The 25450-nt window shown below is 61.7% G+C and carries 17 protein-coding genes; 10 read left to right on the forward strand and 7 right to left on the reverse strand.

Annotated features, from left to right (window positions below; genetic code table 11):
- Nucleotides 1-18: 18 nt before the first annotated feature.
- The 3 genes from PMI26_RS21480 to PMI26_RS21470 are packed head-to-tail and all read right to left on the reverse strand — an operon-like array spanning nucleotide 19 to nucleotide 3148.
- Nucleotides 19-1548: a tripartite tricarboxylate transporter permease gene (locus PMI26_RS21480; RefSeq protein ID WP_007972447.1), complete on the reverse strand. Its 1530-nt coding sequence runs from the start codon at nucleotides 1546-1548 to the stop codon at nucleotides 19-21.
- Nucleotides 1545-2078: a tripartite tricarboxylate transporter TctB family protein gene (locus PMI26_RS21475; RefSeq protein ID WP_007972449.1), complete on the reverse strand. Its 534-nt coding sequence runs from the start codon at nucleotides 2076-2078 to the stop codon at nucleotides 1545-1547. The genes PMI26_RS21480 and PMI26_RS21475 overlap by 4 nt, the downstream gene beginning before the upstream one ends.
- 53 nt (nucleotides 2079-2131) lie before the next feature.
- A complete protein-coding gene (locus tag PMI26_RS21470; protein ID WP_007972451.1) occupies nucleotides 2132-3148 on the reverse strand; it encodes a Bug family tripartite tricarboxylate transporter substrate binding protein in 1017 nt (338 codons plus the stop codon).
- A 435-nt stretch (nucleotides 3149-3583) separates the two neighbouring features.
- Between PMI26_RS21470 and PMI26_RS21465 the strand changes: the two genes are divergently transcribed.
- The 6 genes from PMI26_RS21465 (at nucleotide 3584) to PMI26_RS21440 (ending at nucleotide 11046) form a co-directional block, all read left to right on the forward strand.
- Nucleotides 3584-4924 (forward strand): MFS transporter, encoded by a 1341-nt coding sequence (locus tag PMI26_RS21465; protein ID WP_007972453.1) that lies wholly within the window; start codon nucleotides 3584-3586, stop codon nucleotides 4922-4924.
- Nucleotides 4917-5876, forward strand: coding sequence for an amidohydrolase family protein (locus PMI26_RS21460; RefSeq protein WP_007972455.1), 960 nt, complete (start codon nucleotides 4917-4919; stop codon nucleotides 5874-5876). Before PMI26_RS21465 ends, PMI26_RS21460 begins: the two co-directional genes overlap by 8 nt.
- Nucleotides 5873-6877, forward strand: a complete 1005-nt coding sequence (locus PMI26_RS21455) for a 4-hydroxythreonine-4-phosphate dehydrogenase PdxA (RefSeq protein WP_007972457.1) — start codon at nucleotides 5873-5875, stop codon at nucleotides 6875-6877. Before PMI26_RS21460 ends, PMI26_RS21455 begins: the two co-directional genes overlap by 4 nt.
- A gap of 329 nt (nucleotides 6878-7206) precedes the next feature.
- Nucleotides 7207-8382, forward strand: coding sequence for an L-rhamnonate dehydratase (locus tag PMI26_RS21450; RefSeq protein ID WP_007972458.1), 1176 nt, complete (start codon nucleotides 7207-7209; stop codon nucleotides 8380-8382).
- Between the two features lie 53 nt (nucleotides 8383-8435).
- Nucleotides 8436-9431 carry an AraD1 family protein gene (gene araD1 / locus PMI26_RS21445; RefSeq protein WP_007972459.1) on the forward strand — a complete coding sequence of 332 codons (996 nt, stop codon included), beginning with the start codon at nucleotides 8436-8438 and terminating at the stop codon, nucleotides 9429-9431.
- Nucleotides 9432-9465: 34 nt separating this feature from the next.
- A complete protein-coding gene (locus tag PMI26_RS21440; RefSeq protein ID WP_007972460.1) occupies nucleotides 9466-11046 on the forward strand; it encodes an aldehyde dehydrogenase (NADP(+)) in 1581 nt (526 codons plus the stop codon).
- A gap of 111 nt (nucleotides 11047-11157) precedes the next feature.
- Here PMI26_RS21440 and PMI26_RS21435 read toward each other — a convergent pair whose 3' ends face one another.
- Nucleotides 11158-12066 (reverse strand): DMT family transporter, encoded by a 909-nt coding sequence (locus PMI26_RS21435; protein ID WP_007972461.1) that lies wholly within the window; start codon nucleotides 12064-12066, stop codon nucleotides 11158-11160.
- A gap of 181 nt (nucleotides 12067-12247) precedes the next feature.
- Between PMI26_RS21435 and aceK the strand changes: the two genes are divergently transcribed.
- The 3 genes from aceK to PMI26_RS21420 all read left to right on the forward strand — a co-directional run bounded on the left by aceK (nucleotide 12248) and on the right by PMI26_RS21420 (nucleotide 19525).
- The gene (aceK, locus tag PMI26_RS21430; RefSeq protein ID WP_007972462.1) at nucleotides 12248-13966 is read left to right on the forward strand and encodes a bifunctional isocitrate dehydrogenase kinase/phosphatase; all 1719 of its coding nucleotides are present in this window, start codon (nucleotides 12248-12250) and stop codon (nucleotides 13964-13966) included.
- Between the two features lie 188 nt (nucleotides 13967-14154).
- Nucleotides 14155-18066 (forward strand): ATP-dependent RNA helicase HrpA, encoded by a 3912-nt coding sequence (hrpA, locus tag PMI26_RS21425; RefSeq protein WP_007972463.1) that lies wholly within the window; start codon nucleotides 14155-14157, stop codon nucleotides 18064-18066.
- Between the two features lie 337 nt (nucleotides 18067-18403).
- Complete coding sequence (locus PMI26_RS21420; protein WP_007972465.1) at nucleotides 18404-19525, forward strand: beta-ketoacyl-ACP synthase III; 1122 nt, start codon at nucleotides 18404-18406, stop codon at nucleotides 19523-19525.
- Between the two features lie 249 nt (nucleotides 19526-19774).
- Here PMI26_RS21420 and PMI26_RS21415 read toward each other — a convergent pair whose 3' ends face one another.
- The gene (locus PMI26_RS21415; protein ID WP_007972467.1) at nucleotides 19775-21106 is read right to left on the reverse strand and encodes a putative porin; all 1332 of its coding nucleotides are present in this window, start codon (nucleotides 21104-21106) and stop codon (nucleotides 19775-19777) included.
- Between the two features lie 280 nt (nucleotides 21107-21386).
- Between PMI26_RS21415 and PMI26_RS21410 the strand changes: the two genes are divergently transcribed.
- Entirely contained in the window at nucleotides 21387-22511 is a 1125-nt protein-coding gene (locus tag PMI26_RS21410; protein ID WP_007972468.1) for a GNAT family N-acetyltransferase, read from the forward strand.
- An 18-nt stretch (nucleotides 22512-22529) separates the two neighbouring features.
- On the opposite strand, the gene aqpZ is transcribed toward PMI26_RS21410, so the two are convergent.
- Nucleotides 22530-23228: an aquaporin Z gene (gene aqpZ / locus PMI26_RS21405; RefSeq protein ID WP_007972470.1), complete on the reverse strand. Its 699-nt coding sequence runs from the start codon at nucleotides 23226-23228 to the stop codon at nucleotides 22530-22532.
- A gap of 297 nt (nucleotides 23229-23525) precedes the next feature.
- Complete coding sequence (locus tag PMI26_RS21400) at nucleotides 23526-25358, reverse strand: ABC transporter ATP-binding protein (RefSeq protein ID WP_007972472.1); 1833 nt, start codon at nucleotides 25356-25358, stop codon at nucleotides 23526-23528.
- Between the last annotated feature and the right edge of the window lie 92 nt (nucleotides 25359-25450).

Raw genomic sequence — 25450 nt, forward strand, 5'->3', positions numbered from 1 at the left:
GTTGCCAGCTTTGGCGTGTCACAGCACCGATTTTGGTTTGGCGACCTGGGGTTTGCGCAGGCCGATCAGGGTTTGCAGCGCTTTGGAAATCAGCGGCCAGAACAGCATCAGCAGCGCCGCCGTGGTCAAGCTGCCGACCAAGGGGTTGGACCAGAAAATCCCCAGGTGCCCATCGGAGAACAGCATCGACTGACGGAACGCATCTTCTGCCTTGTCGCCCAGCACTGCCGCCAACACCAGCGGCGCAATCGGGTAGCCGAGTTTCTTGAACAGATAACCCAACGCACCGAAGCCCAGCATCAGCACCACGTCGAAGAACGAGTTGTGCACCGAGTAGGCACCGATGGCGCAGACCATGATGATGATCGGCGCGATGATCGAGAACGGGATGCGCAGGATCGAAGCGAACAGCGGCACAGTGGCCAGCACCACGATCAGGCTCACCACGTTGCCCAGGTACATGCTGGCGATCAGGCCCCAGACAAAATCGTGTTGCTCGACGAACAGCGTCGGCCCCGGGTGCAAACCCCAGATCATCAGGCCACCGAGCATCACCGCCGCAGTCGCCGAGCCGGGAATGCCCAGGGTCAGCATCGGCAGCAGGGCACTGGTGCCGGCCGCGTGGTCAGCGGTTTCCGGGGCGATCACCCCTTCGATTTCGCCCTTGCCGAAGTTGTCGCGGTTTTTCGAGAAACGCCGCGCCAGGCTGTAGCTCATGAACGACGCGGCAGTCGGTCCGCCAGGGGTGATGCCCATCCAGCAGCCGACCAGGGTGCTGCGCACAATCGTCCACCAGTAACGCGGCAATTTGGCCCAGGTGCGCAGGATCACCATCGGGGTGATCCGCGCATGCTCGCCGCGGAACACCAGTCCCTCTTCCACGGTGCAGAGGATTTCGCCGATGCCGAACAGGCCGATCACCGCCACTTCAAAGCTGATGCCGGTCATCAGGATCGGCTGGTCGAAGGTCAGGCGCAGGTTGCCGGACACGGTGTCCATGCCGACGGCGGCCATGGCGAAACCGATCATCATCGCCACCACGGTTTTCAGCGGCGGGTTCTTGCTCATGCCGATGAAGGTGCAGAACGCCAACAGGTACACCGCGAAGAACTCCGGTGAACTGAAGGACATGGCGAATGCGGCAATTTTGGTCGACAGGAACGTCAGCAACAACACGCCGGCCAACGCACCCAGCAAGGCCGAACTGAACGCGGCGGTCAGGGCTTCGGCGGCGCGGCCTTCGCGGGCCATGGGGTAACCGTCGAAGGTGGTTGCCACCGATGAGGGCTCACCCGGGATGTTGAACAGGATCGAGGTGATCGAGCCGCCGAACAGCGCGCCCCAGTACATGCACGACAGCAGGATGATCGCCGACACCGGCGACATGGTGAACGTCAGCGGCAACAGCAACGCCACGCCGTTGGGGGCACCGAGACCGGGCAGTACGCCGACCAGAATGCCCAGCAGCACGCCGATCACCATCAGGCCGATATGGCCCGGCGTGAGGATCAGGTTCATGCCTTGCAGCAGGGAATCGAACTCGCTCATTTGAAATGTCTCCCGGCCAGGGCAATCCAGTCGCCCATTGGGCCGGCATCCAGCGGCACTTTGAACCACAGCGCGAAAATCAGGTAACTGGCCAGCACCGCGCCCAGGGACACGCTGCCGATCATCCATTTGCCGTAAGGCTTGGCGCGGACCTTGTCACGCCACATGAACCAGGCAATGAAGCAGGCCGAAGCGACGTAGATGCCGGTGAACGGCATCGCACCGACGAATAGCGCAATGGGCACGAACACCGACAGCACTTGCCTGAACGCACTGCGGCTGACGAATGAGATGCCCAGGGCTTGCCAGCGCACCAGGGTCAACACGCCGTTGGCCACACTGGCGGCGCTCAACATCAGGCCGATGTAGAAGGGAAAGTAACCCGGCTCGGGGCCGGCATCACCCCAGCCGATACCCTGTTCGACACTGCCGAACATCACCACCGCGCCGATCAGCGTGGTGAAGAGTGCCAGGCCGAGTTCGACCCAGCGTGTACCGACCAGCGCTGGTGAATCCGAAGAATGGGACATGAAAGCACCTCCAGAGGTGACGGCCGTACGCAGGGCGGGCGGCCGTGAGCAGCTCAGTTTTTCAGCCAGCCGGCCTCTTTGAACACCGGCGTGACGCGGGCGGTGTCTTTTTCGATGTAGGCGGTCAGCGGCTCGCCCTCGAGGAAGGTTGGCACCAGAGCGTTCTGCTTCACGTAAGCCTTGAACTCATCGGTCTGGGTGACTTTGCGCATCAACTCGACATAGAACGCACGCTGCTCGGCGGTGACGTCGCCGGGCATGAACACGGTGCGCGGGAAGCGGTACTGATCGATGCCCAGGCCTTGTTCGTGACAGGTCGGGACGTCGGCCCAGGATTTGTCGCCGGCGACTTTGTCGGTATAGCCCATGCGCTCCTTACTGAACACGCAGAGCGGCTCGACCTGATCGCCACGCCATTGGCTGATGCTCTCGCTTGGATTGTTGACGTTGGCAGCGATGTGCTTGCCGGCCAGTTGCGTCGCGGCTTCGCTGCCGCTCTTGAACGGGATGTACACCAGTTTGCTGTTGTTGGTCTGGTTCAGCAGCAGGGTCAGGGTCTGGTCGACGTCCTTGGACTGGCTGCCGCCCATGCGCAGGTTCGACGGGTCGGCTTTGACCGCTTCGTAGAAGCTTTTAGCGTCCTTCCACGGCGCACCCTTGTAGCTCCAGAGAATGAAGTCATCCTCGGCCACGGCGGCAATCGGGGTCAGTTCCTGCCATTCGTAACCGAGCTTGGACACCAGCGGCAACAGGTAGATGTTGTTGGTGCCGATCACCAGTTTGTCGGCATCGCCCTTGCTCATTTTCAGGTCGAGGAAGGCTTCGGCGCCGTTGCCACCGCCCTTGTTGAGGACGATGGTGTTCACGTCGAGCAGCTTGTGCGTGGTGATGATCGACTGGATCAGGCGACCGAGCTGGTCGGTACCGCCACCGGGACCGCCGGCTACGACGATTTCGACGTTCTTGTCCGGTTGCCAGGCGGCGTTGGCGAGAGCGGGAAGGGTACCGGCGGCGATCAGTGCGCAGCCAAGAAACAGACGGGAAGTACGACGGACGAATGCATTTCGCATGATGGAAGAGCCTCGTATTCATGTTCTTGTAATTGTTATGAGCGGCTTGTTTGCGCGGTAAAGCCGCAAGCCTGGCCCGAGTGTGTGAAGGTGCGGGCACGGCGTCTAGTCAAAACAATACATACACCGATAGCCTGGGGTTATAGATCGGCAAACTGCTGACTGCTGACTACTGTAGGAGCAAGCTTGCTCGCGATGGACTCAAGGGCACCGCGTTAATTCAGGAAGCACGTGTTTTCGTTGAAGACCATCGCGAGCAGGCTCGCTCCTACAGAAAAGAATGCGTGGCAACGTTGAAAGGTCGTTGAAAGCAGGGCATGACATAACCCGAGGCTATCGCCTGATTTCAAGTTTTGATTAGACGGTTATCAGCAAGCCTTCGATAGTGCTTATCAAGTCTGCATCTCCACAAAAATAATAAACGAGGCATGCACCATGGTTCGTCCCAGTGCTTCCCTGCATCTGCCCGGCGCAGTTGCCCAGCCCAACGAAGCGACCAGGCCGCTGGCCGGCACCGCCAAAGCCAGCAGCGTGCGCTGGCGGATCTTCGCGATCATCTTCGCGCTGACCATGGTCAACCTGATCGACCGGGTGTCGCTGTCCATTGCGATGCCGACCATCGCCCATGAGTTTTCCCTGTCGCCGAGCCTGCAAGGGCTGATCCTCAGCAGCTTTTTCTGGGCCTACGCACTGTTGCAGATTCCCGGCGGCTGGCTGATCGACCGCTTCGGCCCGCACCGGGTCATCAGTTGGTCCACCGGGTTGTGGGGCACGTTTCAGGTGCTGGCGGCGTTCGCCACGGGCGGCTTGTCGTTGTTGTTTGCCCGGGTTGCACTGGGCGCCGCCGAAGCACCGCTGTTCCCGTCGGGCGGCAAGCTGATTTCCCTGTGGCTGGCCCCGAGCGAGCGCAGTCGCGGCGCGGTGTTGATGGACAGCGGCAGCCCGTTGGGCGTGGCCCTTGGCGGGTTGATCATTGCCTGGCTGATTGCCTCGCTGGACTCCTGGCGCCTGGCCTTCGTGATCGCCGGTATCGCCACCCTGGTGCTGGCCTGGCTGGCGCGGCGTTATCTGCGTGATGACCCGGCCGGTCACCCTCAAGTAAATGCGGCGGAGCTCGAGAAAATCAACGTCGGCCGCGCAACGCCCGCCGCCGAAGCGGCCCGGGCGCCGGTCAAGGGGTTGGGTATTGCGCCACGCTCGCTCAGCGGTTTGCTGATCGGCCGGGCGAGTTGGGCGATGGTGTATTTCGGTCTGCTGACCTGGGGCCCGAGTTATCTGGCCCAGGCCCGGGGTTTCGATATCAAGGGGATTGGTGCGGCGACCTTCGTGATTTTTGTCTGCGGTGCACTCGGTTCGTTGACCGGGGGTTTCCTCTGTGATGGCTTGATTCGCAAAGGCGTGAGTCGCGCGGTGGCGGTCAAGAGCCTGCTGGCGTTTTCCGGGCTGGTGGCCCTCGGCGCATTCCTGTTGCTGCCGACCTTGAGCCATCCTTTTGCGGCGGTGGCGCTGTTGGCCATGACCGCGTTCTTCCTGATGTGGGGCAGCCTCTACTGGAGCTTCCCGGCGCTGCTGGCGGCGCCGGCGCGGGTCGGTTTGATCGGCGGCGTGATGAACATGGCCGGCAGTACCGGCGGCATCGCCGTGCCGATCCTGGTGGGCGTGATTCTGCAAGCGGCCGGTGGTTTCGCCCCGGTGCTCGGGTTCTTCGCGGCGTGCTCGGCAGTCTTCGTGCTCGCGACCTTGTTCATCAGCCTCGACGAGGTGCGTCATGACTAATGCGTTGTGGAACGGCCCGATCATCGACGCCCATCATCACTTCTGGGACCCGACCGTCAACGACCACCCATGGCTTGCCCCCGAGGCCAACATACCTTTTCGCTACGGAGACTACAGCGCGATCAAGCGCCGCTATTTCCCCGAGGATTACTTCGCCGATGCAGGTTCCCATAACGTCGTGCAAACGGTGTATGTCGAGACTGAGTGGAACCCCCAGGACCCGATTGGCGAAACCCGTTTCATCGAGCAACTGGCCGCCCGCTACGGCGTACCCAATGCAGTCGTGGCGCAAGCCTGGCTCGATCATCCGGACGCTATCGATGTGCTCACCGAGCAGGCGCGTTTCAAGCATGTGCGCAGCGTGCGCCACAAACCCGGTGGCCCGATCGCGCCGACGCAGGTGGGGCACATGCGCAGCCTGATGAGTGACGAACACTGGCGCCGCAGTTATGCCGCGCTTGAAGGGCTGGGGCTGCATTTCGACTTGCAGACGCCCTGGTGGAACCTGCACGAGGCCGAACGCCTGGCCCGGGATTTTCCCGGCATCACGCTGATTCTCAACCACGCCGGTTTGCCCAATGACCGCAGTGCCGAAGGCCTGGCGGGCTGGCGTCTGGCGATGGCGCGGCTGACGCAGTGGCCGAACGTGCAGGTGAAGATTTCCGGCCTGGGGCAGGGCGGCCAGCGCTGGCGCGCCAAGGACAACGCCTGGATCGTGCGCGAGGTGATCGCCATGTTCGGCAGCCACCGGGCGATGTTCGCCAGCAACTTCCCCGTGGACAGCCTGTGCGGCTCGTTCGACGACATCTATAGCGGTTTCAAATCCATCGTCGCCGATCTGCCGACAGCCGATCAGGAACGACTTTTCTACAGCAACGCGCAGCGGGTCTATCGCTGTGAGCCTTGCGCCAATGAGCGGGCGCAGCCTGAACCCTTGAGGAGTGAAGCATGAGCAAATCCACCATCGCAATGGTCCTCGGCGACCCGGCGGGCATCGGCCCTGAGCTGATTGCGCGCCTGCTGGGCGAGCCTGAAGTGCGTGCCCAGGCCAATGTGATCCTGATCGCCGACGAAGCGGAAATGCGTCGCGGCATGCGCATTGCCGGGATGGAATTTCCCTATCGTCGCGTCGAGTCTCTGGAGCAACTGGCATTTGTCGATGACACGCCGCTGTTCTATGACTTTCGCGGCGACACTATCGGTGAGTTTGCGCGTAGCGAGGCCAGCGTCATCGGTGGCCGCTACAGCCTCGACACCCTGGAAAAAGCCCTGCGCCTGACCGAAGCGGGCATCACCGACGCAGTGTTGTTCGGGCCATTGAACAAGACTTCACTGCACATGGCCGGCATGGCCCACAGCGATGAGCTGCACTGGTTCGCCGAGCTGCTGGATTTCCATGGACCGTTCTGCGAATTCAACGTACTCGACAATCTCTGGACTTCGCGGGTGACCTCCCATGTGGCCCTGGCCGATGTGCCGGGCCTGCTCAGCCAGCAACGGGTGGTCGAAGCGATTCAACTGATCGACACCGCGCTCAAGCGCAACGGGCTGGAAAAGCCGCGCATCGGCGTCTGCGGGCTGAATCCGCATAACGGTGATAACGGTTCGTTCGGTCGCGAGGAACTGGACATCATCGGCCCGGCGGTGCGTTCGGCACAGGCACTGGGGATCGCGGCGGACGGCCCTTATCCGGCCGACACGATCTTCCTCAAGGTCCAGGGCGATGCCAGTGCCTTCGACGCGGTGGTGACCATGTACCACGACCAGGGGCAGATCGCGATCAAGTTGATGGGCTTCTCCCGTGGCGTCACGGTGCAGGGCGGACTGCCGATCCCGATCACCACCCCGGCCCATGGCACCGCGTTCGACATTGCGGGGCAGGGCAAGGCGAACGTCGGCGCGATCCGCCAGGCGTTCGAGATCGCGTGCCGGATGGGGCGCAACCGCCACTGATCCCGGATTTCTAAAACGGCAACAATCCCCTGTGGGAGCGGGCTTGCTCGCGAATGCGGAGGGTCAGACGACAACTACGTCGACTGACCCTCCGCATTCGCGAGCAAGCCCGCTCTCACTTTTGTTTTGTGTTTGGCTGATAACCCGAACTGCTCACTTGGTTGGTTCTCCTATCACTCCAGGTTATCGCCGGATACGCATAAGTGATTATCCGCAGCCCTTGGCCGCTGGCTAAAGTCGCTCCATCGAATGCGCAAGACCGCCACCCGAGTGGCATTGCGCAGCGACTCACAATGACAAGAAGCCGGCAGCGCAAGGAAACTCTATTCATGAAAATCAAAGCGATCCGTACCCGCGTTTTCGAGTGGAAAGGCAAAGTCGTGCCACCTCAGGCGCACTTCTGCACCAACGCCAGCGACATCCTGTTCGAGCGCGGCGACGCCATGGGCTCGTTCCGCTTCCACGGCTGGCTGGTGGTGGAAGTCGAGACCGACACCGGCCTCGTCGGCATCGGTAACTGTGCCCTGGCGCCGCGCGTGGCCAAGGAAATCATCGACACCTACCTGGCGCCGATCGCCATCGGCGAAGACCCGTTCGACAACGAATACATCTGGCAGAAAATGTACCGCCAGAGCCACGCCTGGGGGCGCAAGGGCATCGGCATGGCGGCGATCTCGGCCATCGACATCGCGATCTGGGACATCATGGGCAAAGCGGTGAACAAGCCGGTGTTCAAGTTACTCGGCGGGCGCACCAAGGAAAAGATCTGGACCTACGCCTCCAAGCTCTACGCCAACGACAACCTCGACCTGTTCCTCGAAGAGGCCCAAGGCTATCTGAACCAGGGTTTCACCGCGCTGAAGATGCGTTTCGGCTATGGCCCGAAGGACGGTCCGGCGGGCATGCGCCGCAACATCGAACAAGTGCGCGCCCTGCGTGAGCTGGCCGGCCCCGACGTCGACATCATGCTCGAATGCTACATGGGCTGGACCCTCGAGTATGCCCGGCGCATGTTGCCGAAACTGGCCGAGTTCGAGCCGCGCTGGCTCGAAGAACCGGTGATCGCCGACGACATCGAAGGCTACATCGAGCTGAAGAAGATGGGGATCATGCCGATCTCCGGCGGCGAGCATGAGTTCACCTCCTACGGCTTCAAGGACCTGCTGGAACGCCGCGCCGTCGACGTGATCCAGTACGACACCAACCGCGTCGGCGGCATCACCGCCGCGCGCAAGATCAACGCCATGGCCGAGGCCTGGTCGGTGCCGGTCATCCCGCATGCCGGGCAGATGCACAACTACCACCTGACCATGTCCACCACGGCTTCGCCGATGGCCGAGTTCTTCCCGGTGTTCGACGTCGAAGTCGGCAACGAGCTCTTCTACTACGTGTTCAAGGGCGAGCCGCAACCGGTCAACGGCTACATCCAGCTGGATGACAACAAGCCGGGCCTGGGCCTGGAAATCTCCGATGAGTACCTGAGCGATTTCAACATCATCGAGTGACCGTCCGGCGCCGCTCTTTCGCGGCGCCCATCACGACTTTTCGGAGGGCCGACATGCGCCTGATTCAGTTTGAAAACACCGACGGGCAACGCCAGGTTGGCGTGGTTGAGGGCGCTCGCGTCCAGGTACTGCGCGATACCCGCAGTACCCGTGAACTGGCCCTGGCCGCCATCCGTGCCCAGCGCAGCCTGCAGGAAGAAATCGCCCGGCGCGGCAGCGACCCCGGTCCGGATTACGCGCAGCTGTTGCAGCAGCGCAAGGTCCTGCCACCGCTGGACCACGAAGACCCGGCCCATTGCCTGATCAGCGGCACGGGCCTGACCCATCTGGGCAGCGCCGCGACGCGGGACAAAATGCACCAGCACGATGGTGAAGTCGAAGCCGGCATGACCGACACAATGCGCATGTTCAAGTGGGGTTTGGAGGGCGGTAAACCGGCGGCGGAGCAGGTCGGCGCGCAACCGGAGTGGTTCTACAAGGGCGACGGCAGCATCGTCGTGCGTCCCGGAGCGGATTTCCCGGTGCCGCCGTTTGCCGAGGACGCCGGTGAGGAGCCGGAACTGACCGGCCTGTATGTGATCGGCGACGACGGCCAGCCGTACCGTGTCGGTTACGCGCTGGGTAACGAGTTCTCCGACCACGTCATGGAGCGGCGCAACTACCTGTATCTCGCTCATTCGAAGCTGCGTTGCTGCTCCTTTGGCCCGGAGTTGCGCGTCGGTGAGTTGCCCAGACATCTGGTCGGCACCAGCCGCATCACGCGCAACGGCCAGACGATCTGGGAAAAAGAGTTTCTCAGCGGCGAAGACAACATGTGCCACAGCCTGGCCAATCTCGAATTTCATCACTTCAAGTACGCGCAGTTTTTGCGTCCCGGCGATGTTCACGTGCACTACTTCGGTACCGCCACGCTGTCGTTTGCCGACGGTGTGAAGACCCAGCCGGGGGACAGTTTCCAGATCAGTCTCGATGAGTTCGGTGCGCCTTTGGTCAACGGCATCGGCGAGAGCGCCCAGCCGCTGGCTATCGGTCAGGTACGCACACTCTGACCCCCGTAGGTCTGCAATCGATCAAGGAATCCACATGAACCTGTTTCCTGGACACAACTACATCGGCGGTCGCCGCAGTGCCAATGGTACGTTGCAGCTGCAAAGCCTAGACGCCACCACCGGCGAGCCGCTGCCCGGCACCTTCTTCCAGGCCAGCGAAGCCGAAGTGGATGCCGCTGCCAAGGCGGCGGCTGCGGCATACCCGACCTTCCGCCACCTGAGTGCGGAAAAACGCGCGCGGTTCCTCGACGCCATCGCCGATGAAATCGACGCGTTGGGCGATGAGTTCGTCGCCACCGTGTGTCGCGAGACAGCGTTGCCGGCCGGGCGTATCCAAGGTGAGCGTGGCCGCACCAGCGGCCAGTTGCGCCTGTTCGCCAAGGTGCTGCGTCGCGGCGACTTCTATGGTGCGCGCATCGACCGAGCCCTGCCGGATCGCCAGCCGCTGCCGCGTCCGGATCTGCGTCAGTACCGCATCGCCCTGGGGCCGGTGGCGGTGTTCGGTGCGAGCAACTTCCCGCTGGCCTTTTCCACCGCCGGTGGCGATACCGCCTCGGCACTGGCCGCCGGTTGCCCGGTGGTGTTCAAGGCCCACAGCGGGCACATGGCAACCGCACAATGGGTGGCTGACGCGATCATCCGTGCCGCGGAAAAAACCGAGATGCCGGTCGGTGTGTTCAACATGATCTACGGCGGTGGTGTCGGCGAATGGCTGGTCAAACATCCGGCGATTCAGGCGGTGGGCTTCACCGGTTCACTCAAGGGCGGCAATGCCCTGAGCCACATGGCCGCAAACCGGCCACAGCCGATCCCGGTGTTCGCCGAGATGTCGAGCATCAATCCGGTGTTCCTGCTGCCGCAAGCCCTCGCGGAGCGCGGTGAGCAGATCGCGGCGCAATTGGCAGGTTCGGTGACCCTGGGCTGTGGCCAGTTCTGCACCAATCCGGGCTTGGTCATTGGTGTGCGCTCGCCGCAGTTCAGTGCTTTTCTTGAGGCTTTCTGCGCCCACATGAACCAGCAGCCGGCGCAAACCATGCTCAATGCCGGCACGCTGGCCAGCTACAACCGGGGCCTTGGCGAACTGCACGAACATCCGGGCCTGAGCCATCTGGCGGGCCGGCCGCAACAGGGCAATCAGGCGCAGCCGCAGGTGTTCAAGGCCGATGCCAGCCTGTTGCTCAAGGGCGATCAATTGCTGCAGGAGGAAGTGTTCGGGCCCACCACCATCGTCATCGAGGTCGAGGATCGGGCGCAGTTGGCGGCAGCATTGCAGGGCTTGCGCGGGCAACTGACCGCGACCTTGATTGGCGAGGCCGACGAACTGCTGGAGTACCGCTGGCTGGCGGAACTGTTGCAAGAGAAGGTCGGGCGGATCCTGCTCAATGGCTATCCGACCGGGGTCGAAGTCTGCGAGTCGATGGTGCATGGCGGGCCGTATCCGGCGACATCCGACTCGCGGGGCACTTCGGTCGGCACCCTGGCGATCGATCGTTTCCTGCGGCCGGTGTGCTTCCAGAATTATCCGGATGCGCTGCTGCCCGAGGCGTTGCAGAACGGCAATCCGCTGGGGATTCGGCGGTTGGTGGATGGGGAGGTGAGTGTTTCGGCTTTGTGATTGTTGGTGTCTGGTCTATCGCCTTCGCGAGCAAGCCCGCTCCCACAAGGACCGCGCAAACCCTGTGGGAGCGGGCTTGCCCGCGAAGGCGTCATCGGCAACGCAACAATTCTACCGCTCAGCCACCAAGCCCGGTTTCACCGCAGCCGGTTTCAACACCAGCCACAACGCCACTGCAATCAAAACCCCACCATAGATATGCGCCATCGACAGCGGCTCATCGAGAAACAGCGCCCCCCACAACACGCCAAACAACGGGATCAGGAAGGTCGTGGTCATCGATTTCACCGGGCCGATCGAACTCAGCAGCCGGAAGTAAATAATGTAGGCAAACGCCGTGCAGCCCAGCCCCAAGCCCAGCAACGACAGCCACACACTCCAGCCGCCCCAGCTCACCGGTGGCTGGCTGATCACGCTGTAGCCGAACAGCGGCAGCAGGAACAAGGTCGCGCCGAGCATGCTGCCCAGTGCCGACAAGCGACTATCGAGACCGCCGGCCTGATCGAGCCAGCGGCGGGCGAGGAATCCGGCAAATCCGTAGCACGTGGTGGCGAGCAGGCAGGCGACGGCACCCATCAGCAGTGCCATATCGAACGCCACCGGACCGGCACGGGTCAGCACGCCCACGCCGAACAACCCCAGGAACACGCCGCCGAGCTTGGCGCCAGTGAGCCTTTCTTGGAAAAACAGGCCACCGATCAGCACGCCCATCAAGGGGGTTGTGGCATTGAAAATCGACGAATAACCGGCAGGCAGCACCTGCGCGGCAACGGAGTACAGGGTCGCCGGGATGCCGGAATTGATCACCCCGAGCAGCATCACGGTCTTGAGTTTGCCCTTGAAATCCCAGCTGATGCGCATCAGGCCAAGAATCACCAGCAACCCGACGGCGGCAATCGATACGCGGAAAAACGCGGTGGGCAGGGAGCCGATCACCGGGGCGATGATGCGCATGAACAGAAAACTCGCACCCCAAATGGCCGCCAGGGACAGTAAACGGAAAATATCGACGGGGTTCACAGCGCGGTCCTTCCATGATGAAGGGGCGAAAGTGTTGCTGAGTGCGTGATCGATGGCAACCGAAAACCGGGCATTGAACTCTTCAGGGTGTCGATGACGCGGCGCCTGGAAAATTACGCTTCTCCTGCACCCGGTTCACTGGCTAAGCTCAAGCCTCCCGAATTCCCGTAGAGGTCTCACCATGCCGCAGCAATGGCCAGCCGCCGACATCGCCCGTTTGATCCTCGATGGCTTTGACGATTACCGCGAGCATTTCCGGCAGATCACCGACGGTGCCCGGGCCCGCTTCGAACAGGCCCGGTGGCAAGAGACGCAATCGGCGTCGGCAGCGCGGATCAATCTGTACGAAGATAAAGTCAGTGAAACGGTGGAGCGACTGCGCACCGCGTTTGACGCCGACACCCTGGACGTCAGCTGCTGGCCACTGGTGAAAAGTGCCTACATCAGCCTGATCGACCTGCGCTTCGACGATGAATTGTCCGAGACCTGGTACAACTCGATCTTCTGCGGATTGTTCAGCCATGACCTGATCAGCGACGGCTGCATGTTCATCCACACCACCCGGCCGAGTCTGCGCCGGGCAAGGGCCGCGCAAACCCGCACCTACAAGCCGCAAGGCCAATTGTCGGCGATGCTCGCCAGCATCTTCGCCGACTACCGCTTCAGCGAGGATTACGCCGACCTGTCCGGTGATCTGAAACGCCTCGAAGCGCAACTGCGCGAGAACCTGCCGGACTGGGTGTGCAAGGACCCGGAGCTGAGCGTCGAGCTGTTTTCCTCAGTGCTGTACCGCAATAAAGGTGCGTACCTGGTGGGGCGCATCTACACCGCCGACGAGCAATGGCCGCTGGCAATTCCCTTGCTGCACCTGGAAGGTCGCGGTATTCAGATCGATGCGCTGATCACCGACGAAGCGGACGTGTCGATCATTTTCTCCTTCACCCGCTCGTATTTCATGGTGGATGTGCCGGTGCCGGCGGAATTCATCGGCTTCCTGCGGCGCATCCTGCCGGGCAAGCACATCGCCGAGCTGTACACCTCGATCGGCTTCTACAAGCACGGCAAGTCGGAGTTCTACCGGGCGCTGATCAATCACCTGGCCAATACCGACGACCAGTTCATCATGGCCCCCGGTGTGCGCGGCATGGTCATGAGCGTGTTCACCCTGCCGGGGTTCAACACCGTGTTCAAAATCATCAAGGACCGTTTCTCGCCATCGAAAAACGTCGACCGCGCCACGGTGATCGAAAAGTACCGCCTGGTGAAAAGCGTCGACCGGGTCGGGCGCATGGCCGATACCCAGGAATTCGCCGACTTCCGTTTCCCGCTGAGCAAGTTCGACCCGGCGTGCCTGGAGGAATTGCTGGACGTCGCACCCTCCACGGTGTCGGTGGAAGGCGACACGGTGCTGATCCGTCACTGCTGGACTGAGCGGCGCATGACCCCGCTTAACCTGTACCTGGAAAATGCCAACGAAGCGCAGGTGCGCGAAGCCCTGGAAGATTACGGCCTGGCGATCAAGCAACTGGCGGCGGCCAACATCTTTCCCGGTGACATGCTGCTGAAGAACTTTGGCGTCACCCGTCACGGCCGGGTGGTGTTCTACGACTACGACGAAATCTGCTTTCTCACCGAGGCCAACTTCCGCCACATCCCACAACCGCGCACGCCGGAAGACGAGATGGCGTCCGAACCCTGGTACTCGATCGGGCCGCTGGATGTGTTCCCGGAAGAGTTTCCGCCGTTCCTGTTTGCCGATTCGGGGCAGCGCAAGTTGTTCGATCAGTTGCATGGTGAGCTGTACAACGCCGATTACTGGAAAAGCCTGCAGGAGGCGATTCGGGCGGGGAAGGTGATTGATGTGTTTCCGTATCGGCGCAAGGGCCTCGATAACGAGTAGTTCTCTGCGATTGCTTCGCAATCGATCGCGAGCAAGCTCGCTCCCACATTTGACCGTGGCGTGCCCCGATTTTGTGGTCGCTATAGATCCCATGTGGGAGCGAGCTTGCTCGCGATCGGCCGCGCAGCGGTCGTAAAATCTGCGACAATCGCCACCCTGCGCCACTAGACGACTGAATTGCGTACCCGATGACCGACGAATCGCCCTCCATCGACAAACTGCTGAAAAACCTCGATCACGCCATGCTCGCCGACCGCCACCGGCTGCGGCGGCAGTTGCTTGAGCTGCGCAAGAAACCCGACGAGGCCAAGCTGGGCCAGTGGGTGGCGCGCATGCAGGCGTCCTGTGAGCAGGTGCTGGCGCGCCGCGCCAGCCTGCCGGTGATTCGTTACGACGACAGTTTGCCGATTGCCGCCAAGCGCGACGAAATCAAGAAGGCGCTGGAAAAGCATCAGGTGCTGATCATCGCCGGTGAGACCGGCTCGGGTAAAACCACCCAGTTACCGAAGATCTGCCTGGAGATCGGTCGCGGCCAGCATGGCTTGATCGGCCACACCCAGCCACGGCGGATCGCGGCGCGCAGCGTGGCCAGCCGGGTCGCCGAAGAGTTGGGCACACCGTTGGGCGCACTGGTCGGCTATCAGGTGCGCTTCGAGGACCAGAGCGATTCCAACACCCTGATCAAGCTGATGACCGACGGCATCCTGCTGGCGGAAACCCAGAACGACCGCTACCTGGAACGCTACGACACGATCATCGTCGACGAAGCCCACGAACGCAGCCTCAACATCGACTTCCTGCTCGGCTACCTGAAAACCCTGCTGCCGCGCCGCCCGGACCTGAAGGTCATCATTACCTCGGCGACCATCGACCTGGAGCGTTTCTCCAAACACTTCGACGATGCACCGATTGTCGAGGTGTCCGGCCGTACTTTTCCGGTGGACACCTGGTATCGCCCGCTGACCCTGGAGCAGGACGAAGAGGGTAACCGCGTCGAGGACGACCTGACGGTGGATCAGGCGATTCTCGCCACCCTCGACGAAATCGCCGCTTATGAGCGCAGTGAGCGCCGCAGTCCCGGTGACGTGCTGGTATTCCTGCCGGGTGAGCGCGAGATTCGCGACGCCGCCGACATGCTGCGCAAGGCCCAGCTCAAGCACACCGAAATCCTGCCGTTGTACGCGCGCCTGTCGCCGGCCGAGCAGCAGCGGATTTTCCAGTCGCACCCGGGGCGACGCGTGGTACTGGCGACCAACGTCGCGGAAACCTCGCTGACCGTGCCGGGCATCCGCTACGTGATCGACAGCGGCACCGCGCGCATCAGCCGCTACAGCTACCGGGCCAAGGTCCAGCGCCTGCCGATCGAAGCCGTTTCCCAGGCCAGCGCCAACCAGCGCAAGGGCCGTTGCGGACGGGTCGAGCCGGGCATCTGCGTGCGCCTGTACAGTGAAGAGGATTTCCTCGGTCGCCCGGAATTTACCGATCCGGAAATCCTGCGGACCAACCTCGCGGCGGTCATTTTGCAGATGTTGCACCTGCGCCTTGGCGAGGTCAGCGCGTTCCCGTTCATCGAGCCGCCGGATGGCAAGGCCATCAGCGACGGTTACAACCTGCTGCAGGAACTCTCGGCGGTGGATCGCAACAGCCAGTTGACCCCGCTCGGTCGCCAATTGGCACGACTGCCGGTGGACCCGCGCATGGGGCGCATGTTGCTGGAAGCGGCGAAGCTCGGCAGCTTGCAGGAAGTGCTGATCGTCGCCAGCGCCATGTCGATCCAGGACCCGCGCGAGCGACCGCCGGAGCGTCAGCAAGCGGCGGATCAGGCCCATGCCCAGTGGAAAGACGCCGACTCGGACTTCGCCGGTCTGGTCAACCTGTGGCGCGGATTCGAAGAGCAACGCCAGGCGCTGACCGCCAACCCGCTGCGCAACTGGTGCCGCAAGAATTTCCTGAATTACCTGCGCCTGCGGGAATGGCGCGACTCCCATCGCCAATTGAGCCTGATCTGCCGCGACATGCAGCTGAGCCTCAATAAAGAGCCGGCGGATTACCCGAAACTGCACAAAGCGGTGCTGGTGGGGTTGCTCAGCCAGATCGGCCAGAAAACCGAAGAGGGCGATTACCTCGGCGCGCGTCAGCGGCGGTTCTGGATTCACCCGTCGTCGGGCATCGGCAAGAAGCGTCCGCAGTGGCTGATGACCGCCGAACTGGTGGAAACCACCAAGCTCTACGCGCGCATGGTGGCGAAGATCGACGCCGACTGGATCGAACCGCTCGCCGGGCACCTGATCAAGAAAAACCACTTCGAACCCCATTGGGAGAAGAAGCGCGGCCAGGTGGTTGCGTTCGAGCAGATCACCCTGTTCGGGTTGATCGTGGTCGGCCGGCGGCCGGTGCATTACGGCCCGGTGGACCCGGTGGTTTCGCGCGAATTGTTTATCCGCGAAGCGCTGGTGCGTGGCGAGATTCAGTCCAAGGCCAAGTGTTTGACCGCCAACAAACAGTTGCTGGAACAACTCGACGAATTGGAAGCCAAGGCCCGCCGTCGCGACATCCTGGCGGATGAAGAAACCCTGTACGCCTTCTACGACGCGCGCCTGCCGGCGGAGATTCATCAGACCGCGACCTTCGACAGCTGGTACCGGATCAACAGTCAGAAAGATCCGCAGCTGCTCATCATGCGCGAAGAAGACGTGCTGGCCCGTGAAGCCAGCGAGGTCACCGCACAGCATTACCCGGATACGCTGCACATCGGCGATCTGGAGTTGGCCCTCAGCTACCACTTCGAACCGAACCATCCACGGGACGGCGTAACCCTGCGCGTGCCGGCACCGCTGTTGCCGATGCTGCCGCCGGAGCGCCTGGACTGGCTGGTGCCGGGTGTCATCGAAGCCAAGTGCATTGCCCTGGTGCGCAACCTGCCCAAGGCCCTGCGCAAGAATTTCGTGCCGGTGCCGGACTTCGTCAAGGCTGCCTTGCAGCGCATGACCTTTGCCGAAGGCTCGTTGCCCCAGGCCTTGGGTCGCGAGCTGCTGCGCATGACCGGAGCGCGGGTCAGCGACGAAGCCTGGGCCGAGGCGGCACAGCAGGTTGAAAGCCATCTGCGGATGAACCTGGAGATCGTCGACGGCCAGGGCAAGTTCCTCGGTGAAGGACGTGATCTGGCCGAGTTGACGGCGCGTTTCGCCGAGGCCAGCCAGGCCGCATTGGCGGTGCCGCAAACCGCGAAGAGCCAGCAGCCGGTGGAGCCGAAAGTCTTCGCCGCCGTGGCCGAGAAAACCCAGCAGAAGATCGCCGGACTGTCGATGACGGTCTATCCGGCACTGGTGGAAGAAGCCGGCACGGTCAAGGAAGGGCGTTTCTCGACCCCGGCCGAAGCCGAGTTCCAGCATCGCCGTGCCCTGCAACGCCTGCTGATGCAGCAACTGGCCGAGTCGGCAAAATTCCTCCGTGGCAAGTTGCCGGGCCTGACCGAACTGGGCCTGCTGTACCGCGACATGGGGCGTGTCGATGCGCTGGTGGAAGACATTCTGCTGGCCAGCCTCGACAGCTGCATTCTCGATGGCGAAGACCCGCTGCCACGCGATGGCGCCGGATTGGCGTCGCTGGCCGAACGCAAGCGTGGCGCCTGGACCGAGCACGCCGAGCGTGTGGCGAAGCTGACCCTGGAAATCCTCAAGCTCTGGCATGGTCTGCAAAAACGCTTCAAGGGCAAGATCGACCTGGCGCAGGCCGTGGCCCTGAACGACATCAAGCAGCAGCTCAGCCACCTGGTCTATCCGGGGTTTGTCCGGGAAACACCGATGCAGTGGCTCAAGGAGTTGCCGCGTTACCTCAAGGCCATTGAGCAGCGCTTCGAAAAAATCGCTGCCCAGGTGCAGCGCGACCGGGTCTGGAGCGGCGAATTGAGCGGCCTGTGGACGCAATACCAGACCCGCGCCAATAAACACGCCCAGGAAGGCAAGCGCGATCCGCAGCTGGAGTTATATCGCTGGTGGCTGGAGGAGTACCGGGTTTCGCTGTTTGCCCAGCAATTGGGGACCAAGGTGCCGATCTCCGACAAGCGCCTGAGCAAGCAGTGGTCGCAAGTCGAGCCGTAGACCCGAGGCCAGTGCAATACCTGTGAGAGCTTGCTCGCGATGGGGGCATCACATTCAACATCTATGTTGCCTGTCAGGCCGCAATCGCGAGCAAGCTCGCTCCCACAGTTTTGCATGGCCCGCAGGTAGGGTTCATCCAGCAAAAAGGCGCCAAAACCCACTGTTTATGGCAAACTTCGCGCCTATAAATGCCGGCCCCGCGGTTTTGAGCCTTCACGGTCGCGGGCAGGTCGGAATAAAGCGATGCCAGGTTTGCGTCCCCGGACGGGAATAGACCCTTTGTGTATTGGTACGACGGTGCCAATGCTTTCTGCCTGAACAGATTAGAGACACGACCATGCATAACGTCGTCATCAGTGGCACCGGCCTGTACACCCCGGCCAACAGCATTTCCAATGAAGAGCTGGTTCAGTCTTTCAATACTTACGTCGCGCAATTCAACGCCGACAACGCCGATGCCATCGCACGCGGTGAAGTGCAGGCATTGACCGAGTCCAGCGCCGCATTCATCGAAAAAGCCTCCGGCATCAAGAGCCGCTTTGTCATGGACAAGGACGGCATTCTCGATCCGCAACGCATGGCCCCGCGTCTGCCGGAGCGTTCCAACGACGAGTGGTCGGTGCTGTGCCAGATGGCCATCGGCGCGGCCGAACAAGCCCTGCAGCGTGCCGGCAAGACCGCAGCGGACATCGACGGCGTGATCGTCGCCTGCTCCAACCTGCAACGTGCCTACCCGGCCATTGCCATCGAAGTCCAGGAAGCGCTGGGCATCCAGGGTTTCGGTTTCGACATGAACGTGGCGTGCTCCTCGGCGACTTTCGGTATCCAGACCGCCGCCAACAGCGTGCAACTGGGCCAGGCCCGCGCGGTCCTGATGGTCAACCCGGAAGTCTGCACCGGCCACCTGAACTTCCGTGACCGCGACAGCCACTTCATCTTCGGCGATGCCGCCACCGCGGTGATCATCGAGCGTGCCGACCTGGCGACGTCCAAGCATCAGTTCGACATCGTCAGCACCAAGCTGCTGACCAAGTTCTCCAACAACATCCGCAACAACTTCGGCTTCCTCAACCGCGCGGCGGAAGAGGGCATCGGTGCCAAGGACAAACTGTTCGTGCAGGAAGGCCGCAAGGTGTTCAAGGAAGTCTGCCCGATGGTGGCCGAACTGATCGCTGAGCATCTGCAAGAGAACCAGCTCAACATCAGCGACGTGAAGCGCTTCTGGCTGCACCAGGCCAACCTCAGCATGAACCACCTGATCGTCAAGAAACTGCTGGGCCGCGATGCGACCGAACAGGAAGCCCCGGTGATTCTCGACACCTACGCCAACACCAGTTCCGCCGGTTCCGTGATTGCGTTCCACAAGAACCAGGACGATCTGCCCGCCGGTTCGCTGGCCGTGCTCAGCTCGTTCGGCGCCGGTTACTCCATTGGTAGCGTGTTGCTGCGCAAGCGCTGAGTCTGTGGCTTGAAAAGATCGCAGCCTGCGGCAGCTCCTACAGGACCGGATTCACCGTGATATCACGTTGAAACCCAACCCTGTAGGAGCTGCCGAAGGCTGCGATCTTTTTTTGCGGGAGGTTGGCGGATATTGCGGGAGAAAAAACAGTCTCGCGTTGATGCATCGGAGGATGATGGGGACCGATACATCAACGCCAGGCTGTAAAAGGGGCTCGGGCTTCCTTGCCCGAGTCGTGTAGCGGGTGAATCAGAACTTGGCTTCGGCATCCAGTTGCAGGGTGTTGATGTCCGAATCCTTCTTGTTGATGTTGGCGTTGGTCTGGTCCGAGGTCGCCATGTAGTAGGTCGCGCCCAGGGCAAAGTTCTTGTCCAGGTCGTAGCTCACTTTCAGCTTGCTGCCGCGCGAACCGGTGAAGCCGTTGGCGAAGTCGGAGTCGGTGAAGGCACCCACCACAGCGTTACGCTGCACGTCGCGGTAGTTGTAGTCCACGTTGAAGCCGTAGAGCTTGGACTTCACACCGGCCAGCCAGCCAGTGTCCTGGTCGTTGCTGGCATCGGTGTTGTTGACGTACTGACCGTAGATCGACAGCGGAACCGGCAGGTTGCTGAAGTCCAGCTGACCAAAGCCTTCGTACAGTTTGAACCGTTCGCCCGGGCTGTTGCCGTTGACCGCCAGTGCGCATGGCGCAGTAACGGTACCCGAGGTAGGGCAGGCGCTGCTGTCGTCGTTGTCGTAGGCGTAGAGACTGCCGCCCAAGGTCATTTTCATGCTGTCGGTGATGCCGAAGCGCGCACCCAACTGGCCGGCGTATAGACGCAGGTCGTGCTTGAACTGCACGCCTTCGCCGTCGACGTTGTCCTTGAGGGTGTAGTGACCGGCGCTACCGAACAGTTCGGTGCTGCCGCTCAACGGGTATTTGTAGGTGACGGCCAGGCCTTCCGGGTTGATGTCGCTATCCCAGATGATGTCGCCCATGCTCACCCATTGTTGCGGCATCTTGCCGCCAACCAGGTGCAGGTTCTTGATCGCGTCCGGGTGGTAGTCGATGTAACCCTGGTCCAGCCAGATCTGCTTCTTGTCGAAGTAGTTGTTCAGGTCCTGGTTGGTCGAGCGAGCGTCGTCGTTGCTACCGGTTGCGATACGGATACCGGTGTCGACCTGCGGGTTGATTTCGCTGTAGGCACCCAGGCGTGCACGAATGCGCTGACGATCCTGGTCCTTGTTGTTTGGCACGCCATCGTTGTGGACGTTTTCCTGACGGAAGCGCACGTCGCCCTTGAACTGGGTCTTGGCAGCCCAGGCCAGTTTTTGGTCGAAGGCGCTCAGTGTGTCGGTTTTCTTCGCGGTGGCCGCGATTTGCTCGTTGGTCTCTTGCTGAGCCTGACGGGCAATCTGCTGTTCTTTCTGATCCCTGGCCAGCTCGGCTTGCAGTTCGCTGTACTGCGCGTTAGTGATCGAGCCGTTAGCCTTGAGCATGTCGAGCAGTTTGGCGTCGACTGCGGCACTGGCCGGAACACTCATGGCCAGCAACAGGCCACCGCACAAGGCCGCCGCAGTTTTCGTGGAAGCAAGACGCATATCAATCTCCGAAGATGAGAGGGGATGACAGAGCCATCCGGGGCACAACCGACCGTAAGGGGCGGAAAACTGTGGCCGGGTATAACCCGGCGCTCTAAAAACAGGCGCCAGTATCGCGATGGTTTATTACAGAGCAGTGGCAATGTGATGTCATGTCCGTGACGATACAAAGCCGCCGTGAACCATTGAGTTAGAGCACTGTCGTCGCTTTGCCCGTGTGCAATGTGGAGCGATAGGCGATACTCGCGGGGCTTTCACGCCATGAAGAGTGAGGATGGTGATGCCGTTGCAACGCCTGCAAAAACTGTCAGAAATCGCCCCGCAGACCTGGGATGCAATGGTGCCGGAGAGTCAGCCTTTTCTGCGTCACGCTTTTTTGAGCGCACTGGAAGACAGCGGCAGTGTCGGCCCCCATTCCGGCTGGCAGCCCGAGCATCTGCTGCACGTTGAAGGTGATCGCTTGATCGCCGCGCTGCCCGGTTATCGCAAGTGGCATTCCTATGGCGAGTACGTGTTCGATCACGCCTGGGCCGATGCCTGCGAACGCGCCGGCATCGATTACTACCCCAAATTGTTGAGCGCGGTGCCGTTCAGTCCTGTGACCGGGCCGCGACTGTTAGCGGCCACGGTCGAAGACGGTTTCGAACTGTTGAAAAGCCTGCCGGGCTATCTTGAACTCGAAGGGCTTTCCAGCGCCCACATCAACTTCACCGATCCATTCACCGATGCGGCATTGAGCGAGCAGCCTGGCTGGTTGCAGCGCGTTGGCTGTCAGTATCACTGGCAGAACCGCGGTTACCGGGATTTCCAGGACTTCCTCGACGTGCTCAGTTCGCGCAAGCGCAAACAGATGCGCAAGGAGCGCGAACAGGTGGCCGGGCAGGGCTTCGAGTTCGAATGGCTGGAGGGGCGGGAGCTAAGTCAGGCGCAATGGGACTTCGTCTATGCCTGCTACGCCAATACCTACGCGGTGCGCCGGCAAAGGCCGTATCTGACGCGGGAGTTTTTCAGTCTGTTGGCCGAACGCATGCCGGAGTCGATTCGCGTGGTGCTGGCCAGGCAGGGGTCAAGGCCGGTGGCGATGGCGTTCAGCCTGGTGGGGGGCGACAGCTTTTATGGCCGTTACTGGGGATGCCTGGCGGAGTTCGATCGCCTGCATTTCGAGACCTGTTTCTACCAGGGGATGGACTACGCCATCGCCAATGGTTTCCAGCGTTTCGATGCCGGTGCGCAAGGCGAGCACAAACTGATTCGTGGATTCGAGCCCGTCATTACCCATTCCTGGCACTACCTGCGGCATCCGGGGTTGAAGGCGGCGGTGAAAGACTTTCTGGAGCAGGAGCGGCTGGGGGTGTTGGCTTATGCTGAGGATGCGAAGTCAGCCTTGCCTTATCGACAAGGCTGATCTTCACGCTATGGCGGGTCAGTTGTCTTCCTTGCCCAGCCAGCGATACAGCACGCCGCCGACCACTGCGCCGAGCAGGGGGGCGACCCAGAACATCCACAGTTGTTGAATCGCCCAGCCGCCGACGATCAGCGCCGGGCCGGTGCTGCGCGCCGGGTTGACCGAGGTGTTGGTGACCGGGATCGAGATCAGGTGGATCAGCGTCAGCCCCAGGCCGATGGCAATCGGCGCCAGTCCTGCCGGTGCACGCTTATCGGTGGCGCCGAGAATGATCAGGATGAACATCGCGGTCATCACCAGTTCACAGACAAACCCTGCCGCCATCGAATAGCCGCCAGGCGAGTGTTCGCCGTAGCCGTTGGATGCAAGCCCTCCTGCCAGTTCGAAACCGGGTTTGCCGCTGGCAATGAAGTACAGCAGGGCGGCTGCAATCACGCCGCCAATGACCTGGGCAATGATGTAGGCCGGCAATTCACTGGCCGGAAACCGCCCACCCACCACCAGGCCGAGGGATACCGCAGGATTGAGATGACAGCCGGAAATATGGCCGATGGCGAAGGCCATCGTCAGTACGGTCAGGCCAAATGCGAAAGACACCCCGAGCAAGCCGATCCCCACCTCTGGAAAAGCCGCGGCCAACACAGCACTGCCGCAACCACCCAATACCAGCCAGAACGTACCTACCAACTCAGTCGCCGAACGTTTTAACAGAGACATAAGAGAGTGCCCTTTCGAGATTATGCTGCCTTGAGCCTCCAGCCGATGGACTGCAGAACCACCTCCAGAACGTTGCAGTGAGTACAGCACGGTTTTTTCAGAATTCCAGCAGGCACAAAAAACCGCCAGGCCCCGTTGTTGACGGGGTCTGGCGGTTTTTTCGACCTTCGGTATGACGCTTATCCCTGTGGGAGCGAGCTTGCTCGCGATAGCGGTGGATCAGACGCCATTTCTGTCGACTGACACTCCGTCATCGCGAGCAAGCTCGCTCCCACAGGGGGTGTGTTGTTCCGGGACTCAATCGATCCCGACAAACCCACCGGTCTGGTGTTGCCACAGCCGCGCATACAAGCCGCCATGGGCGAGCAACTCGGCGTGGGTTCCGGTTTCGGCGATCTTGCCGTTTTCCAGCACCACCAGCCGGTCCATCCGGGCGATGGTCGAGAGCCGGTGAGCGATGGCGATCACGGTCTTGCCCTGCATCAGGGTTTCGAGACTTTCCTGGATCGCCGCTTCGACTTCCGAATCCAGCGCCGAGGTGGCTTCGTCCATGATCAGGATCGGCGCGTCCTTGAGCAGCACACGTGCAATGGCGATGCGCTGGCGCTGGCCGCCGGAAAGCTTCACCCCGCGCTCACCGACATGGGCATCGAAACCGGTGCGGCCTTCGGCGTCCGACAGTGCAGGAATGAAACCGTCAGCCCGGGCCTTGTGCACCGCTTCCCAGAGTTGGGCGTCGTTGGCGTCGGATTTGCCGTACAGCAGGTTGTCACGGATCGAGCGGTGCAGCAGCGAGGTGTCCTGGGTGATCATGCCGATGCGCTCGCGCAGGCTTTCCTGGCTGACGTCGGCGATGTTCTGGCCGTCGATCAGGATGCGTCCGCCTTCGACGTCGTACAGGCGCAGCAGCAGGTTCACCAAGGTCGATTTGCCCGCGCCGGACGGGCCGATCAGGCCGATTTTCTCGCCAGCCTTGATGGTCAGGTTGAGGCCGCCGATGATCCCGCTCTGCTTGCCGTAGTGGAAGTCCACCTGCTCGAAACGCACTTCGCCACGGGCCACCGCCAGGGGTTTGGCCTGGTCGCGGTCGGTAACGGAGACCGGTTGCGAGATGGTCTGCAGGCCGTCCTGCACCATGCCGATGTTTTCGAAGATGCCGGTCACCACCCACATGATCCAGCCGGACATGTTGACGATGCGGATCACCAGGCCGGTGGCCAGGGCGATGGCCCCGACGCTGATCAGCGACTGCGTCCACAGCCACAGGGCCAGTCCGGTGGTGCAGACGATCAGCAGGCCGTTCATGCTGGTGATGACCACGTCCATGCTGGTGACTACGCGGCCGGCCAGTTGGGCTTTTTCGGTCTGTTCCTTGATCGCTTCGCGGGCGTATTGCTGCTCGAAGTTGGTGTGGGCGAACAGCTTCAGGGTGGTGATGTTGGTGTAGCCGTCGACAATGCGCCCCATGAGTTTGGAGCGCGCATCGGACGCCACCACCGAGCGATCCTTGACCCGTGGCACGAAGTACCAGAGGGCGCCGATGAAGGCGAAGATCCACGTCAGCAGCGGGATCATCAGGCGCCAGTCGGCTTCGGCGAACAACACCAGCGAACTGATGGCGTAGATCAGCACATGCCACAACGCATCCACCGCTTGCACGGCGGAATCACGCAGCGAGTTGCCGGTTTGCATGATGCGCTGGGCGATGCGCCCGGCGAAGTCGTTCTGGAAGAAATTCAGGCTCTGCTTGAGCACATAACTGTGGTTCTGCCAGCGGATCATGCTGGTCATGCTGGGGCTCAGGGTCTGGTGCACCAACAGGTCATGCAGGCCCACGAATATGGGGCGCAATACCAGCGCCACCACCACCATCCAGGTCAGTTCGAGGGCGTGCTCGCGAAACAGGTTGGCGTTCGGCGTGCCTTGGGCCAGGTCGATGATACGGCTCAGGTAGCTGAACAGCGCCACCTCGATCAATGCACCAATCAGGCCGACGATCAACAGGGCGGCGAAGCTCGGCCAGACCTGCTTGAGGTAGTAGGTATAAAAAGGGAATACACGATCCGGCGGGGACGCCGTCGGTGCTTCACGGAAAACGTCGATCAGTTTTTCAAAGCGGTGATAAAGCATGGGTCGTTCGCCCGCGAGCGGGCTCTCCTTTTAACGTTTTGAGCGTTGCCGGCAAACACCGGCAACGGCTCGGACATCCTTGTCCAGCTTAG

Source organism: Pseudomonas sp. GM33, from assembly GCF_000282295.1.
Classification (GTDB): Bacteria; Pseudomonadota; Gammaproteobacteria; order Pseudomonadales; family Pseudomonadaceae; genus Aquipseudomonas; species Aquipseudomonas laurylsulfatiphila.

What these genes read in the sequence shown, in the direction of transcription:
- PMI26_RS21480 (WP_007972447.1), bottom strand. Translation starts at nt 1,548, where the DNA reads ATGAGCGAGTTCGATTCCCTGCTGCAAGGCATGAACCTGATCCTCACG.
- PMI26_RS21475 (WP_007972449.1), bottom strand. Translation starts at nt 2,078, where the DNA reads ATGTCCCATTCTTCGGATTCACCAGCGCTGGTCGGTACACGCTGGGTC.
- PMI26_RS21470 (WP_007972451.1), bottom strand. Translation starts at nt 3,148, where the DNA reads ATGCGAAATGCATTCGTCCGTCGTACTTCCCGTCTGTTTCTTGGCTGC.
- PMI26_RS21465 (WP_007972453.1), top strand. Translation starts at nt 3,584, where the DNA reads ATGGTTCGTCCCAGTGCTTCCCTGCATCTGCCCGGCGCAGTTGCCCAG.
- PMI26_RS21460 (WP_007972455.1), top strand. Translation starts at nt 4,917, where the DNA reads ATGACTAATGCGTTGTGGAACGGCCCGATCATCGACGCCCATCATCAC.
- PMI26_RS21455 (WP_007972457.1), top strand. Translation starts at nt 5,873, where the DNA reads ATGAGCAAATCCACCATCGCAATGGTCCTCGGCGACCCGGCGGGCATC.
- PMI26_RS21450 (WP_007972458.1), top strand. Translation starts at nt 7,207, where the DNA reads ATGAAAATCAAAGCGATCCGTACCCGCGTTTTCGAGTGGAAAGGCAAA.
- araD1 (WP_007972459.1), top strand. Translation starts at nt 8,436, where the DNA reads ATGCGCCTGATTCAGTTTGAAAACACCGACGGGCAACGCCAGGTTGGC.
- PMI26_RS21440 (WP_007972460.1), top strand. Translation starts at nt 9,466, where the DNA reads ATGAACCTGTTTCCTGGACACAACTACATCGGCGGTCGCCGCAGTGCC.
- aceK (WP_007972462.1), top strand. Translation starts at nt 12,248, where the DNA reads ATGCCGCAGCAATGGCCAGCCGCCGACATCGCCCGTTTGATCCTCGAT.
- hrpA (WP_007972463.1), top strand. Translation starts at nt 14,155, where the DNA reads ATGACCGACGAATCGCCCTCCATCGACAAACTGCTGAAAAACCTCGAT.
- PMI26_RS21420 (WP_007972465.1), top strand. Translation starts at nt 18,404, where the DNA reads ATGCATAACGTCGTCATCAGTGGCACCGGCCTGTACACCCCGGCCAAC.
- PMI26_RS21415 (WP_007972467.1), bottom strand. Translation starts at nt 21,106, where the DNA reads ATGCGTCTTGCTTCCACGAAAACTGCGGCGGCCTTGTGCGGTGGCCTG.
- PMI26_RS21410 (WP_007972468.1), top strand. Translation starts at nt 21,387, where the DNA reads ATGCCGTTGCAACGCCTGCAAAAACTGTCAGAAATCGCCCCGCAGACC.
- aqpZ (WP_007972470.1), bottom strand. Translation starts at nt 23,228, where the DNA reads ATGTCTCTGTTAAAACGTTCGGCGACTGAGTTGGTAGGTACGTTCTGG.
- PMI26_RS21400 (WP_007972472.1), bottom strand. Translation starts at nt 25,358, where the DNA reads ATGCTTTATCACCGCTTTGAAAAACTGATCGACGTTTTCCGTGAAGCA.